The following is a 17,492-nucleotide window of genomic DNA, read 5'->3' as shown; positions in this document are numbered from 1 at the left end:
ATTTCTAAAGTATATTTTTTACCCTATGTCCTTCTACACCATAAAACACTAAATAAGCATAGCATATTATTGGGATTAAGAATGATAATTGGATACCTATATTATCTGCTACTGCTCCTTGTAATAAAGGTATTAGAGCTCCTCCTACAATCATCATTACCAATAGTGATGATGCCTGACTAGTATATTTCCCCAGGTCTTTTATTGCTAATGTGAATATATTGGACCATAGTATAGAATTAAATGCTCCAATAGCAATAGCACTCCAAAAAGCCACCTCGCCATGACTAAAAATCATTATGCATAACAAGATTATAACAATCCCTGCAAATAGAGTTAGTACTTTAGAAGGTTTAGATCCACCGATAAGAAAAGCTAAGTAATTAACAATTAAGAAAACTATGAACAACCATATCTTAGAAAAGGATAATAATTGTAACGAAAACCCTGTTGCTTCAACTTTTACTCCCGTAATAAAATACAATACGAAAAAGAAAAGTACCGACAACCCTGCCATCAGGATATATTTTCTTGTTTTATCTGTTATACTACCCATAGATACAGAACCTAAAAATCGTCCTATCATAGCACCTCCCCAATAGTATGACAAAAATACTCCAGCTTCGGCCTCTTCCATTCCCATTATCCCTTCAAGACCAAAAAAGTTAATTAAAAAACTTCCTATAGACACTTCTCCTCCTACATAAAAGAAAATGGCAAACATCCCCAAAATAACGTGCCTGAATTTTAATACTCCCAATCCCTTCTCTATCTTTTCATTATTTACAAAAGAAGGTAATTCGATAAACTTTATAATAATGGCAAGAATAAGAAAAAGTCCACCATATATTAGATATGGCATTTTTAACGAATCTACTGTAATTTCGCCATTAGAAAATACTTTATATAACAATATGGCTCCTATTATTGGCGCCAATGTAGTACCAAAAGAATTAAAGCCTTGAGCTAGGTTAAGTCTACTAGAGGCTGTTTTAGGATCTCCTAATATAGCAGCATAGGGGTTAGCTGTTATTTGTAAAATAGTTACCCCTGATGCAAGAACAAATAATGCTCCTAAAAAAACACTATATCGTTGATAATTAGCCGCAGGATAAAAAAGACAACATCCGATACCACAAAGAATAAGCCCAATGATAATTCCATTTTTATATCCGATTTTAGAAATCGGATCCCCTTGACTTACAGAAATCACAAAGTATATCAATGAGATCACAAAAAATGCTCCAAAAAATGCAAATTGTATTAATGCAGCTTGAAAATAAGAAAGTTCAAATACTGCTTTTAAATGAGGAATTAAAACATCGTTCATTACAGTTATAAAACCCCACATAAAAAATAAAAAAGTGATGGTAATAAAAGGTTTTTTATAATTCATTTTTTGGTTATCCATAGTATTTTAAACTTTTATCTTAATCGTTCTTATATTAATTATTCGTTATTGGTATATTCAAAAACTTGTATCCTATCACTATTATTTGCTACCAAAATGAGGTTTTGATTTTGATTTTCTAGTACCCTCATTTTTCTAACATCCTTATTGGCAAAAAATCCACTTTCGAGCACAGTTTGCGGAGTAAAATGACCATCTCCATTACCGTAAAGAAGCAAACCTGCTCCAGCATCATTGCGCATGGTTTCTATTTCTGAAACAAATAGATTACCAGCTAGTAAAACATCTAAATTACCATCGGTATTAAAGTCTTTTATAAGCATGTCATTTACATTAGAAAACTGTGCCTTATTAGGCAAAGCAGATAGTTTAAAAGTACCTTTCCCTAAATTCTCTAGATATGAGCTTGCAAAAGTTTGTGTTTCGTAATGCAAAGCCTCTTGGAGATTATCTTTTCCATACACTTCGTTTATCTCTAATGAAGCAAAGAGATCATATTTTTCTATTTTTTGCTTAAGATCCGGAACTTGTTGAGCCGAACACGAAAAACCTCTTAAAGGATAGTGTTTTCCATAATTGTAATACCCTAGAACTACATCATTACTACCGTTTTTATCAAAATCTGTGTAGTACACATCAAAAGGTGTTTTGGTCGTAGTTTTGTATTTATAATTGAGTCCTAAGTTACCTACAATAAAATCAGTATCCCCATCGTTATCAAAATCTCCTTTTTCTATACTAAACCACCACCCAGATGATTGTTCTAACCCGATAGAGTTTGCTTTATTAAAACTCCCATTATTGTTTTCAAAAATTGTAATGGGCATCCATTCTCCTACAATGATTAAATCATGATCTCCATCACTATCATAGTCATCCCATACTCCATCGGTAACCATACCTATATTTGTTAATTCTGGTGCAACTTGTTGGGTAATATCAATTAGTTTCCCATTTCTATTTTCCAAAATGTAACTTGAAGCAGGTTCGGGATAAGATTTTGGTTTTAATCTACCTCCTACAAATACGTCAAGGTCACCGTCATTATCAAAATCTGAAGGGATCACACAAGAACCACTTACCGCCGGTAAGTTTAATTCTTCCATTTTAATAAAACTCCCTTCACCATTATTTAAATACAATCTATCTGTATATTCTTTTGCGCCAACGGCATATTCATTACCGCCGCTTACTACATATAAATCCATATCCCCATCCTTATCTACATCAAAAAAGATAGCATCTAGATCTTCTGAAAAACTATCCGCCTTAAAAGATTTTTGATCGGCTTCTGTAAAAGACCCTAAGGTGTTCTGAATATATAAAGAAGCAACATAGTCTTTTGCAGCACCAATATACACATCTAACAATCCATCATTATTAACATCTCCAACCGCCAGAGCAGGACCAAATTGTGATAATTTATGCGGTAATAATACCTGATCCTTGTAGTCATTAAAATCATTTTCTTGATGAAGATGTTTTAATTTCTGAAGTTTAGTTATGTCTTTAAAAATTGTATTAGAAATTTCTTTCTCTTTTACCTTTTTTGAAGCTGCATCATCCATGAAAAGAGTAATTGTTTGATTGGTTTTTACATTTTTCAAACTAGTTTGATTCCCGTTTGACCAATCAACAACAACCTCATCTATATTTTTAACTTCATTTAATCCAAAATGCACTTTATGTTCGCTTGTGGAGTAAATTCCTCTAACCGCCGTTGTCTCGGCAAACTGTTTCTGATTTCCATAATAAATAGTAATCCTGGTTCCTAAAGTGTTTTTATGAGTTCGGTCTAGCAATTCAAATCTCAAAAAATGATGTTCAGAATTCTCATTGGTATTATTTTTATAGATATGTGCTTTTTCATTAATATTATTTACAATAATTTCTAAATCACCATCATTATCCAAATCCGCATAAGCTGCTCCATTAGAAAATGTTTTTTGATCTAAACCCCAATCATCCATAACTTTAGAAAAGGTATAATCTCCATTATTTTTGAAGGCATAATTTTTTAATTTTTCTGAGGGTAAGATCTCAACTGTTTCTTGTACATCTAATATGTCCCATATACTTACATCACCCGCATTAGGGTTGTCTTTTACAAACGAGTTAGCAACATTCACTACATAATTTGCTATTTTTTTATTGGCATCTGTATTACGAATATCCCTTAGCAAACCATTAGTAACATAGATGTCTTTTAAACCATCATTATCAAAATCAGCTATTAGATTAGCCCAACTCCAATCCGTAGAAGAAATATTTGCCAATTCTGCAATTTCGCTATAGGTTCCATTTCCATTATTGAGCTGAAGGGTATTAAACATGTATTGATAATGTCCTCCATTATTAACAACTTTCCAGAATGCTTTTGGATTCATGCCACTCATATTAGATTTTGATCTAACATTATCTTCAGCAGCCATATCGGCAACCATAATATCCAGGAATCCATCATTATCGATATCTGCAGCATCAACGCCCATACTAAAATAAGACATGTGATTTAATGCTTTATTTGCAATATTGGTGAATGTCCCATCTTGATTATTTATGTAAAAGAAATCTGGTAAATAAAAATCATTAGCAACATATAAATCTGTGTACCCGTCATTATTAAAATCGCCTGCAGATACACTATTTGCATTACTAGTTCGTAAAACACCTGCTTCTTTACTTACATCAACAAAGTGTGTGTTTCCAACATTTTTATAAAGTTTTGAGGCATATTTTAAATCCTTTTTAAGATCGATTCCGTAGAACTTAGAATAACTTCCGGGGTTAGGAGGTTGATTTAATAAGAAGAGATCCAAAAGACCGTCATTATCATAATCCAAAAATGTGGCATGTCTGGTTCGTTGACTATTATCTACTCCAAACTTTGCTGATTGTTCAGAAAAAGTAAGATCCCCATTATTAATATATAATTTGTTTTTTCGAAGTTCTTCCTCATCATCATAAAGCTCTCGGCATACATATATATCAATATAACCATCACCATTTACATCTGCTAGGGTAATTCCCGAAGACCATCCACCATTATTCAAAATTCCTGCGCTCTCGGTTATATTTTCAAATGTCAAATTACCTTTATTCAGATATAATTGATCGCCCACAAGATTGCCGCCAAAGAAAATATCTTGTAATCCATCATTATTAAAATCTGCAATACCAACCCCTCCACCTCCATAATAATTAGAATACAACAATATGTTCTTATCCTTAAGATCAACTATATCATTAGAAAAAGAAACAGCTGTTTTATCAGGAGAGAGAAGCGTAAACGTTTTCTTTTCTTGAGCATTTACACTCAAAAAAAACAAAGAGCCAACCAAAAAAAAGTATAGTACTTTCATGAATTTTTAAGATAAAAAGAAGGGATTAATTTCCCTTCTTTTTTTGATTAAATCAAATCTAATTTGTTGGCTAACATCAAATTATTCAACATCCCACCATATTCTGGTGGTAAATTGATCAGGTCCTTGTCTTGATATAGCAGCCTGATAATTCTGAGGGTTTGTTGTTTGTTCTCTTTCAAAATACCTTAATCTTCTAGGAATCATTCCATTAGATTCGTTACCTGGATAATCCACCGAGGTTAACACTGGAAAACCTGTTCTTCTCCAATTTGCAAACGATTCTATATCATTTAAAAAAGTAACTATCCAATATTGTGTGTTTACTTGTTCGAGGCCATTGGCCGCATCAAATGGATTTGCTGTCAAAAAATCCTGAACCTCTGTAGCTGTTACACTTTGATCTCCCACATCATACGAATCTAATTGCCTCATTGCAGCAGTTATTCCTGCATTATAATGAACTGACGGATCTCCTCCTGCAATTCCCCATCTAATATCAGCTTCGGCTAGCATAAATTCGACTTCGGCATAGGTTTGAAAAAAGTAGGGTTCGTCCTCGGCTGTGATTAAATTTCTATTAGGTTCAGAGAAATTATTAATATCATCTCCTCCTGTAATAGTAAGAACGGTTGTAGCATCAAATCCGTTAGGTAACCCTCTTTGCATTGCCGGATCATTACTACCACTAGTGTTTCTATCGCCATCGCCATCTGGTAGTGCTGCATAAATACGTAATCTTGGATCTCCTGCTAGAGCATTTATAAATGTATCACTTAATCGCATATCATCATCTGCACTAAATACTTGACCATTACCATTTCTATTAATTCCTTCGGGTCCATCAGTATGTTCTACATAAGATGTATCATCATTAGACTGCATTACACCGCCATCAATAGCTCTTTGTACCCATTGCTGCGATCCTGCCGGGTCTACTTTTATTAAGCGCAATCCTAAACGCAACATTAAGGAATTTCCAAAACGTTTCCATTTATCCTGATCACCATCAAATAATATATCGGCAGCACCAAACTGTGATGTTCCAGTTCCTAAGGCCGCTGTAGCTTCTGCAAGTTCATTTAACATATCTGCATAAATTTCGCTTTGAGGATCATACGCTGGTCGAAAATTACCTTCTATAAAACCTCTACCAGCTTCGCTATAAGGTACATCTCCATATAGGTCTGTTATTTTATGATAGATAAATACTCTAAGGATCCTGGCAATAGAGAGCATTTCTGTAGAGTATTGGTCATCAGGATCTGTTTCTAATTGAAACACAATATCCTCAATAATTTTTACTTGATCATTATATCCTCTTTCAAACCAAGCGCCAGACCATTGTGCATTATACAAATACTTATCTCCTGCCCAAACACCGCCTATTGAGGCCATATGCTGTATCATCATAGAGGAATAAATTAAATTTCCTCTCCAGTTCTCAAAACGATCTCCTGCAGTTCTCAAAATTGCATTCGTTAATTTTGGCCCTGGTTCTAGTTCTGTTGCTGTATTTGGATTTACATTTAACTCTTCAAAACCACTATCACAAGAAGTAGTTCCTAAAAAGATGACCAAAATTGCTATGATTATTTTTTTCATCGTTGAAATATCTTTAGAATTCTTAAAATTTCAAATTAACTGTAAGTCCGTAACTAGCGATAGACGGTAAACCAAAGTATTCTAACCCTTGGGCATTACCTCCATTAAAACCTGCTTCTGGATCAATGTTTTCAGAATCTCTTTTTATAAAGAATAAGTTCCTTCCTACCAAAGATACATTTGCAGCATCCAAGAAAACCTTATCTAATAATTTTGAAGGAAATGTATACCCTATACTTATTTGGCGTAACTTAATAAAATCCGCATCTTCTATAACTTCTTCTGCTATTCCAGCGATTCTACCATAATACGATTGTAAAGTGGTGTTATCATGTGTAAAAGTAAAAGGGTTTCCTGTTTCATCAACACCGTTTACTACTAATCCACCTTCTCTACCTTCTAAAGTACGTTTATCCAATCCATTTGCAAGAGCAAACACATTAGTTCCTGCGTATACTTGACCACCAAATTTGGCGTCTATTAAAAAGCTTAGGTTAATATTTTTATAACGAAAGCTATTTGTAAGTCCCATAGTCCAAGGTGGTACTCCTTCACCCAAAATTTTACGATCTGCACTTTCTATTGGTAATCCATCTGCGCCAAAAACAATTTGCCCAGCAGCGTTTCTTTCATAAGCAGTTCCGTAAATAACTCCAAAAGGTTCTCCTACTATCTGGCTTATGTTTGCATCAAAAGTTCTAACATTACCTACAGTAAGAATATTGTCTTGATCATCGGTAGCTACTATTTCACTTTCATTAAATCCAAGGTTATAACTCACATTCCAACTAAAATTAGGCGTTTGTATAGGTGTACCTCGAAGTAACAATTCTACACCTCTATTTTCGAGTATTCCAATATTAGATAACACATTTGAAAAACCAGAAGTATTAGAAATATCTACCGGTAAAATGTCTTTTTCTGTTTCATTATTGTAATACGCAAAATCTATTCCTAGTCTACTATTAAAGAAACTAACATCTAAACCTACCTCTACTTCTGTTTTACTAAAAGGGGTTAATGATGTATTAGGCAATGTTCCTGTCGCTATTTCTCCTAGTGGTTGCCCTAAATGTCCTTGGCCAAAAATTCGAAATGGTAAACTCAATTGATACGGGGTTTCTGTTCCCCCAGCAACTTCAGAATATCCTGCTCTTACTCTACCAAAAGTCAACCAATCCGGCATATCCCAAGCATTAGAAAAAACGAAACTACCACTAGCAGAAGGATAAAAATCATTATTTGGTGCCGATTTACCCGCAGCTGATAAGGTTGAAAACCAATCATTACGTCCGGTAACTGTTACATATAAGAAATCTTTATATCCAAGTTCTACCGAACCATAAACACCCGAAAACGCAAGCTCAGTTAACGTTCTTTCATTACTTGTGTTTTCCACATTACCTATAATTTCTAAAAACGGAACCACAAATCGTTCTCCCCTTAGTTTAAGAAAATCTCTTCTTTGTGTATTCTTATTTGCACCTACAAAAGCTTTTACTGCAAAATCTTCGGTGATATCTTTATTAAATCCTAAGATTAAATCTGCATCAACCTGTGTTATACTATTTTCTCTTTCCTCTATACTTCCAAGGGGAGTAAAAGCAGTACCAAAACCTTCTATTTGAGTAGTACGCGTTGTTCCATGATCTATTCCTGCTCTTGCCGTAATATCTAACCAATCAAAAATCTGATATTTTACAGTAGCAGAGCTTAATATTCTATTTCTTCGATCAAGTGTTCTAAACCGTTCTGCTGCCCAATATGGATTTTGAACAAAAGGGTTTCCAGAGATTTGTTGTTCTACTCCATCCTCGTTAAAACCAGGAGCTAAATCCTCTACATTGACATTTGCGGGTAATAGTCCTGCTGAGAAATTTGCATTTCCTGGTGCATCAGAAACTCTGGGTCTATTAGTTACTTTTTCGACAATATATCTTGCGCTTAATTTGAACGAAAGTTTTTCAGCAGCAACTGATCCTAAATTAAGAGAAAAAGATTTTCTATTTAATTCGGAATTTGGAAGTACATCATCGTTATCAAAATCTGTAGCAGCAAATCGATAATTAAAGTTATCGCTGTTTTTTGAAACGGCTATAGTGTTAATCAGAGTTACTCCCGTGTCATAAAATTTATCAAGATTATCTCCTCTATCGACATAAGGTCTAGAAACACCATCGAATTGTACTGAAGATGGAATACTTCCTAACCTAGGACCCCAGGAAGAAAAAGCTGTTTGCAATCCTTCTTGAGTAGTGGTTGGTGCTACTCCTTGAGAACCTTGCCCATACGTATCTTGAAAATCTCTAATATTTGACAAAACATTTTCAAAAGTTATTTGACTACTGTACTCTACGCCAAACCCTTGTTCTTTTTTACCATTTTTGGTCGTAATCAAAATCACCCCGTTTGATGCTCTAGAACCATATAAAGCTCCTGCTGCACCACCTTTAAGGACACTCACAGATTCTATATCATCTGGATTAATGCTAGAAATTCCGTCTCCAAAATCCGAACCTCCCCATTCACTAGCTGCTCCTAATTGCGTATTATCAATGGTCACTCCATCCACAACATACAAAGGTTGATTTGTACCTGATAAACTAGATGCCCCTCTAATAATTACTCTACTAGAGCCGGCAGCACCTGTAGACGGAGGCGTTATATTAACTCCAGCCACCTTACCTTGTAATGCATTAAGAGCACTAGATGTTTTTACTTCGGATATAGATTCTCCCTGAAGTTGCGTAACCGCATATCCAAGTGTTTTCCTATCTCGTTCTATACCAAGTGCAGTAACAACTACTTCATCTAGTTGTTCTGCTTGTGCCGTTAAGGATACATTGATTGCAGTTTGGCCATTTACTGCAACTTCTTGGGTGGCGTATCCTAATGTTGAAAATACCAAAACAGCATCCTGCTGTGGTAAATTAACCGAATAATTTCCATCAAAATCGGATAAAACCCCGATCGATGTTCCTTTGACTATCACGTTTACTCCTGGAAGGGGATTGCCTTCCTTAGCATCTGTTACCTTGCCCGTTACGATTGAACCTTGTGCCAGAATAGATTCAAAACCAATAAAAGACATAAACACTAGAAATACTAGTAACTTCTTACACATATTTGTTTATTTAATTTATATTAAGTTGATTTCTGTTTCCCAGGCTCATTAATAAACCTTAACATAAATGTTATAATATCATTAACTTTTTGGAAAGTTTTTCGATCAATGACGATGCTGAAAAGTTAAAGAACACTATTACGAAAACGTTTGAGCCAGTGAATGTTAAAACTATTTCATCCTGAAATCAATATTTTTCGAGTTTAGAAGCTGATTATTCGAAATGAAGAAACTGTTATGCTTCTTTTTATCCACTTCTATAGCTTCTATATATTTTCCTTTTTGCACATCATTCGAAGTAATAATCAAAGTGTCGTTTTGATAATATTCTTTATCCAGATGTATTGTAATCTTTTCAAATTTAGGAGCACAAAATGTATATGCCGGTAGTGCAGGAGTAACTGGATAGATACCCATCATTGAAAAAACAGCCCAGGCAGACATTGTTCCTGTATCATCATTGCCAGGTAAACCGTCTGGAGTATTTTTATAGTACGTATCCAATAAATCACCAACTGTATTTTGAGTTCTCCATTCTTCTCCTTTTATATAATTAAATAAAAAAGGATATCCAATATCCGGTTCATTAGCCATATCAAATTGCTTATTATCAAAAACTTTTTGCAACTGTTCTAGAAAAATCTTATCACCTCCCATAAGAGTTTTTAAACCTTCAATATCATGAGGTACCATAAAGGTATATTGCCAAGCGTTTCCTTCTATAAATCCTAAATTTTTTATAAAGTTCGCTCCTGTTTCTGGATTATAAGGTATTAGCCAGCTTCCATCATTATTTTTAGGTCTTAGTAAATTAAATCCTTTATCAAAAAGATTCTTATAAGACAATGATCTTTTAGAAAAACGTTGATAATCTTCTTCTTTACCCAATTCTTTAGCCAATTGAGCAATAGCATAATCTGCAATATTATATTCTTGAGTTATAGATACAGAACCGCTACTGGTAGTTTCGGTAGTTAGATATCCTTTTTCTATATAATCTTTTAATCCAGGACGTAACGGATTATCTTCAAGAGTATCTGCGCTCTTTAACATTGCGTTATATGCTTTTTGTATATCAAAATCCTGGATCCCTCTTAAATACGTATCTGTAATAATGATTCCGGCAGGATCACCAACCATAGTGGTTGTTTCTGTTGCGTTTAATTCCCATTTTGGAAGCCATCCTGATTCATCATAAATTTGCAACATACTTTTTATCATGTTTGATTGTTGCTTGGGATATACCAAACTCATTAATTGATGTAGATTTCGATATGTATCCCAAAGGGAGAAAACAGTATAACGCGTTCCGCTAGTTTTTAACGTTTCTCTAGTTTTCATTTTAGGATACTCTCCATTCACATCGTTTAAAGTATTGGGGTGTATGAGCGTATGGTATAAGGCCGTATAGAATTTTATCTTGTCTTGTTCTTTTCCTCCTTCAACTTCTATTCTTGACAAATATTGATTCCATTCTTCTCGAGTATCTTTTCTTATTTGATCAAATGTTTTATCCAAAGTTTCTTTTTCAAGATTCTCTCTTGCATTTTCTAAACTTACATAAGACACTCCTATTTTCATTTCGATTTGAGTAGCGGTATCAAAATAATACCTCATATATCCTCCAATACTATCTCCAGAAATTTCTTTGGTATACTGTTTTTTCACTCTTGTTTTTCCGTTATATTCTTTCATCCATTCTCCTTCTACCCCATCATATTTTTTGGTTTTCTCCCAAACACCAAATTCATCGGCAGGTTTTGAAAATTTTGCTACAAAATAAACTGGGTACGTTTCTTCAGGTTTGTAATAACAAAACGATCCTACTGTACGAATTCCTTCAACCTCAGTGGGAGAGACAATCTTTATCATTCCTCCTTGCTCATTTGTAAGTCCTAATCCTAGATTAAGAAGAATATTAGCTTTTCCTTTAGGAAAAGAATAGGTGCTTATTCCTGTTCTAGTAGTTGCAGTTGTTTCTACCTTAATATTGTATTTATCTAATGTATTCGAATAATATCCTACTTGAGAAGTTTCATTAGAATAGGTTGATCCATAAGACAAATGATCAGTTTCTACAGGACCCATTGTAGGCATTGTTATAATTACTCCTAAGTCTGGGCAACCTACTCCGCTAAGATTTACATGACTATAACCAGTTAGAAATGTGTTTTCTTTAACATAAGGAGTAGACAACCAACGACTGTCTTTTTCTAAGGGTAAATTCTGTTTACCTGCAACATTAAAGGGTGACACATTTACCATTCCTCTAACGGCTATAGGCCCTGGATTGGTTGTTCCAAAATTAGATGTCCCAATAAATGGATTCACATACTTAGTAACATCCTCTACTAGTGTTCGTTCTGATACTTCTTCTACTATAGTGTGTTGTTCGTTTTCGTTTTCTTTCTTACAAGAAGTAAGAATCAAAGTACTACATAAAAAACAACTTAGAATCGAGAATCTTTTTACATGAATAATGACCATAATAAAGACGTTTATTGTTTCTTACTCAATGAGTACGGTACGGCATCATTTGTATTTGCCCATTCTTTATTTGGAGTACTATCCATCACAAAATTTAATTCCCCACCTTTTTGAGTATCTTCAAAATTTAAATAGCTGTTTTCGTATTCTTTTCCATTTAGACTTGCAGACTGTACGTACACATTACTATCAGAATTTTTGGTAGCATTGATTACAAAAGTATTCCCATTTTCTAATGTAATAGTTGCTTTTTGAAACAAAGGACTACCAATTACATATTGATCAACCCCTGGCGTAACTGGATAAAAACCTAATGCACTAAACACATACCAGGCCGAAGTTTGCCCGTTATCCTCATCTCCACAATATCCATCTGGCGTTGCCGAATATAATTTGGTTAATACCTCTCTAACTTTTTCTTGGGTTTTATATGCAGCATTTGCATAGTTGTACAGATAAATCATATGTTGGATAGGCTGATTACCATGAGCATAATTACCCATATTAACTATTTGCATTTCTCTAATTTCATGAATTGTAAATCCATAATAAGAAGCATCAAAATCTGGAGGCATTGCAAATACTTCATCTAATTTTTTTTCAAACTCTGGTTTTCCTCCCATTAATTGAATAAGACCATCGATATCATGAAAAACAGACCATGTATAGTGTAAACTATTACCCTCTGTAAATGCATCTCCCCATTTTAAAGGATTAAAAGGTGTTTGAAAACCACCATCTTCATTTTTACCTCTCATCAATTTGGTAGATGGATCAAACAAGTTTTTATAGTTTTGAGACCGTTTATAAAACGAATTGGCAATTTCTTTTTTACCCAATTTTTCTGCCATTTTAGCAATAGTAAAATCGGCATATGCATACTCTAATGTACGTGCTGCATTTTCGTTAATCTTTACATCATATGGTACGTACCCAAGTTTATTGTAATATTCTATCCCTTCTCTTCCTACAGAGCGTATTTCATTGCCATTTGATAAGGGGCGACCTTCAGAAGTAGTGGCATTTTTAAGAATTGCCTCAAACAAAATCTCTGCATCCATATTTGGTATTCCCTTTAAAAATGCATCGGCAATAATAGGGGCAGAGTTCGAACCTATCATACAATCTCTATGCCCTGGACTTGCCCACTCGGGTAACCATCCAGATTCTTTATATGTATTTGCCAAGCCTTCCATAATATGACCATTTAACTCTGGATACATCATGTTAAAAAAAGGAAATACTGCTCTAAAGGTATCCCAAAAACCATTATCTGTAAACATATATCCAGGCAACACTTGACCATTATACGGACTGTAATGCACCACTTCATTCTGTTCATTAAATTCATAAAATTTTCTTGGAAACAACAGTACTCTATATAGACATGAATAAAAAGTTTTGATACGATCTAAATTGTCGTCCTCTATTTTAATTCTACTTAATTCTTTTTCCCAAGCATTTTTTGCTTTGGTCTTGGTTTGTTCAAAAGTATCTTCACCAATCTCACGGTTTAGATTTAACTCTGCTTGTTTTAGGCTTATAAATGAAGATGCTACTTTAACATGTACAGCTTCTCCTTTTTTGGTCTTAAACCCGATAATAGCTCCAACATGTTCTCCCTCGCTATTTGTTGAGTTTTTCACTAACTTCCATTCATCTTGCCAAGTATGGTTTATCTCAAAATCCTTATCGAATTGTGCTACAAAATAATTATGAAAATTATCAGGAACACCTCCACTATTGTTTCTGCAATAGCCAATGATTTTTCGTTCTTCAGGTATAATTTTCACCATGGACCCTTTAAAAAAAGCATCAAGAATAATATATGATTTCTCTCTTTCAGGAAATGTAAACTTAAAATGTGCAGCTCTCTCTGTTGGTGAAACTTCTGCAGTTATATCATAATCTGCCAAATAGGTCTTGTAATAATGAGGTTTTACGATTTCTGCTTTATGAGAAAACCATGAAGCTCTTTCTTCTTCTTTATATTTAAGATCTCCTGTAACCGCCATTAAAGAAAATGCTGCATAATCATTAATCCAAGGACTAGGCTGATGCGTTTGTTTTATTCCTCGTATTTTATTTTCATCATATTTATACGTCCATCCATCACCCATTTTTGAAGTCATTGGAGTCCAAAAATTCATTCCCCAAGGAGTCGCAATAGCGGGATAGGTGTTTCCATTTGATAAATCAAAAGCAGAGTCTGTTCCCATAAGCGGGTTTACATAATCTGTAAGATTCTCCGTTTTATCACTTTGTTTTACAGCAATTTGTATTTCCTCTTTTTGCTTACAGGAAAAGAAGAAAAAAACTATGAACATGAAAGCTATATGGGTGCTTTTTATCATTTTATGTGTGTTTACTTACCTAATTACTTTTGACAAACCTTTACTTAATATAAACCTCAAGTAACTTGGCCTCATTTCTCGTATGAATTGAATAGTTCTTCAAAACTGCTGGAATCAAAACGGTTTGACCTTTTTCTAAATTTTCTTCTAAACCATTATTATACTGAATACTACATGATCCACTAACACACATATATATTACAAATGAATCCTTATCATTTTTTGCTACATATGTGTTATTTACGATTAGTTCATTGGTGGTGAAATACTCACAGCTTACTAATTCTGTCGGTTTGTTATCTGCAGTAACATATTCTGACTTATACGTTTGTTGCGCCGTATAATCGATTGCATCTAAGGCTAAATCGGTATGTAACTCTCTAAAATTCCCCTCTTTATCTGGTCTATCCCAATCATAAATCCTATATGTGATATCGCTTGTTTGTTGAATTTCGGCCAACATAACACCAGCTCCTATAGCATGTACTCTTCCGGTAGGGATGAAATACACATCTCCAAAGGCAACTTTATCTTCATTAAGAATTTGCATTAAGGTTTTGTTTTCTAGATGTTCTAGATATTCTGATATATTCGAATCCTTTTTAAACCCAACTATTAAATTACCATCTTCTTCGGCATCCATGATGTACCACATTTCAGTTTTGCCAAAAGAATTGTGTCTTTCTTGCGCCAATTGATCATTAGGATGTACTTGAATACTTAAAGGTTTTTTTGCATCAATGAATTTTATCAATAGTGGAAACTTGTTTTTGAAATGTTCATACACATGATTTCCAACTAATTGCTCCTTGTATATTTCTAAAACTTCTGGCAATGTTTGGCCTGTTAATACACCATTAGAAATAACGGATTCATCACCATCAACATCTGATATTTCCCAGCTTTCTCCTATATTTTCTTTTGAAGATTTTTTATTAAAACGAGTAATCAACTTATTACCGCCCCATACTTTTTCTTTTAAAATAGGATCAAATTTGAGCGGATATGAAATTTTTTGTGCAATCATTGGTTATAGTTTATTGTATTAATATTTCATCAACAAAAAGCCATCCTTTTTCACCAGCTCCCTGATGCCATTTTGGGAGTTTTCCTATGTTGTGTACTACTATTTTAATATACTTGGCATTTGTCTTAGGAAATTCTAATTTAAAACGTTTTCTTCTTATTTCTTTAGATTCTTCTTCATTAGTTGCATCATAATTAATTGTCCCTATTTTTCGAAAAGAAGTATTTTCATTTCTTGTATACATTTCTATTCGTTTGGGAAATAAAATCCATGATCCAGCATCTTGTAAAGAACTAACAGATATACTTTCTATGGCTAGGGGTTCTTCAAAATTAATCATTGTTATTAAATTATCCCCTTCAAATCCTGCCCATTTTCCATCAGAAAAAGAAATACTTCCTTCAATGAAGTCAAAAACTTTATGTCCACCAGGATACTTTGTAGATGGTTGATGTAATATGGTATAATCTTTAATTTTGTATTTTATTTTAAAGAATTCTTCCTGCATTGTGGGACTCGGCAACCATTCGGCTTGATACATTTTTGCTTTTAAATTAATCGAATTCGTTATTTTGAAAGGTTGAGTATAACGCAGTGATGTACTATCTGGCTCTGTACCATCAATTGTATAATATAGTTTTGCTTTTCGTAAAGGTTCATTAAAAGCAATCATTAAACTATCTGCAAAAATAGTTTGCTCAGTAAAAAGTTTTGGAGGTTTTAAAGGTTTAATTTCTGCGAATCCTTCAAAAATACCATGATGAATTAGTGTTTGACTATTTTGCATTAACTCTTTTGCATATCCTTTATCTACTTTCGTATTCCATACATAAATATTCGCAGGAGAAATTTTATTCACTATCATGGCAACCCCTTTATTATCAACCAAGGTATGATGCAGATTAAGAATCTTGATATCTTTTAAATCAATCAAATAATTCAATGTTTTATTCGAAATTTTAGTATTATCTAAACGCAATTCTTCCAATCTTTTAAGTGTATTAATACTTTTAGTCATATCGTCTGTCAAATCTGTGTTATTGACATCCAACCGCACCAATTGCTTTGATATACCTTTTAGAGTGGACATTGCTTCACGAGAGATAGAATCTTTGATGAATTTAACACTTAAATGCGGTTGTCCGGTTACAATTCTATGTACCGAAAAACCTGCTTCCATAACTTTATTTATTGCAGTTATTGAAGCTTCGGATAATACTTCTAAGTCTTTTTCTAGGTAATTATCTAGTAGATTTGATAACGTGTCATTTTGTTGGTATGCAAGTGCTTTATCCTTAAAATTTGCTCCATTGTTTATCCAATGTTTTAATAACCATAGCTCATTAGAAGTTATTTGATTTTTCCCTGCTGGAGGCATATGTTTTTCATCTCCCAAAGGCAGTACAACTCTCTTTATCATATTGCTTCCTATAGCACTTCCAGGAAGTAATACTTCTCCTTCCTTTCCTCCTTTCAAAATCATTGTTTCGGAAACAAAAGACAACTCTCCTTTTTGTTTAGTTGCATTATGACATTGAACACATTTGGCTTCAAGAATAGGATATATCACATCAGAAAAATATTGAAGACTATCAATAATTTTCGGCTTTTCCTTTTCTTCATTTAAAGGCGAATATTGTGTTATAAAATTATCCCCATGAGTTAATATGCTACCATAATGCCCAGTTATACTAATTAAAATTATGGTAAGTACAAACAGAGGAAAGAATAGTTTCTTAAGTTTCTCTTTTGAAGATTTTTTAAGTAGGAATAATAATGTAATTAAAATCGCTGTGCCAATACCTGTCCACATATGAATATCGGTGATCTTCTCTGCATATCCTCCTTCCAAGGATAAAAAATATCCCAAAACACATGCAAGTATTGCAAAAACACTGCTAAATCCTAATCCATTTTTAATTAAAGAATCTGGATATTTTTTACGAATACGCCCCAGCACATCAAAGTAAAATACTAATAATATCCCTCCAATAGGAAGGTGTAATATCAAAGGGTGAAAACGACCTAGAAATAATAAAAATTCTGGAATTTCATTTACAGATTCTATAAAAGATGCTGGCACCAAAAACAAATAAAATATGGTAGATAGTACTAAGTTCAT

At 33.7% G+C, this 17,492-nt stretch carries 8 protein-coding genes; all 8 read right to left on the bottom strand.

The features are described 5' to 3' along the window. Positions 1-4: 4 nt before the first annotated feature. A complete protein-coding gene (locus DK508_RS19170) occupies positions 5-1,411 on the bottom strand; it encodes a sugar MFS transporter (protein WP_109302397.1) in 1,407 nt (468 codons plus the stop codon). Between the two features lie 38 nt (positions 1,412-1,449). Next, positions 1,450-4,773 (bottom strand): VCBS repeat-containing protein, encoded by a 3,324-nt coding sequence (locus DK508_RS19165; RefSeq protein WP_109302396.1) that lies wholly within the window; start codon positions 4,771-4,773, stop codon positions 1,450-1,452. 81 nt (positions 4,774-4,854) lie between these two features. Further along, a complete protein-coding gene (locus tag DK508_RS19160; RefSeq protein ID WP_109302395.1) occupies positions 4,855-6,378 on the bottom strand; it encodes a SusD/RagB family nutrient-binding outer membrane lipoprotein in 1,524 nt (507 codons plus the stop codon). Positions 6,379-6,400: 22 nt separating this feature from the next. Next, a complete protein-coding gene (locus tag DK508_RS19155) occupies positions 6,401-9,502 on the bottom strand; it encodes a SusC/RagA family TonB-linked outer membrane protein (RefSeq protein WP_109302394.1) in 3,102 nt (1,033 codons plus the stop codon). 171 nt (positions 9,503-9,673) lie between these two features. Next, positions 9,674-11,989, bottom strand: a complete 2,316-nt coding sequence (locus DK508_RS19150) for a GH92 family glycosyl hydrolase (protein ID WP_109302393.1) — start codon at positions 11,987-11,989, stop codon at positions 9,674-9,676. 11 nt (positions 11,990-12,000) lie between these two features. Next, positions 12,001-14,343, bottom strand: coding sequence for a GH92 family glycosyl hydrolase (locus DK508_RS19145; RefSeq protein ID WP_109302392.1), 2,343 nt, complete (start codon positions 14,341-14,343; stop codon positions 12,001-12,003). A 40-nt stretch (positions 14,344-14,383) separates the two neighbouring features. After that, positions 14,384-15,370: a type I phosphomannose isomerase catalytic subunit gene (locus tag DK508_RS19140; protein WP_109302391.1), complete on the bottom strand. Its 987-nt coding sequence runs from the start codon at positions 15,368-15,370 to the stop codon at positions 14,384-14,386. Positions 15,371-15,380: 10 nt separating this feature from the next. Beyond that, positions 15,381-17,492: an FN3 associated domain-containing protein gene (locus tag DK508_RS19135; RefSeq protein WP_109302390.1), complete on the bottom strand. Its 2,112-nt coding sequence runs from the start codon at positions 17,490-17,492 to the stop codon at positions 15,381-15,383.

This window comes from Aquimarina sp. AU474, assembly GCF_900312815.1.
Taxonomy (GTDB): Bacteria; Bacteroidota; Bacteroidia; order Flavobacteriales; family Flavobacteriaceae; genus Aquimarina.
Note: the sequence above shows the minus strand (reverse complement) of the source record. Positions and strands in the feature narration are given on the sequence as shown.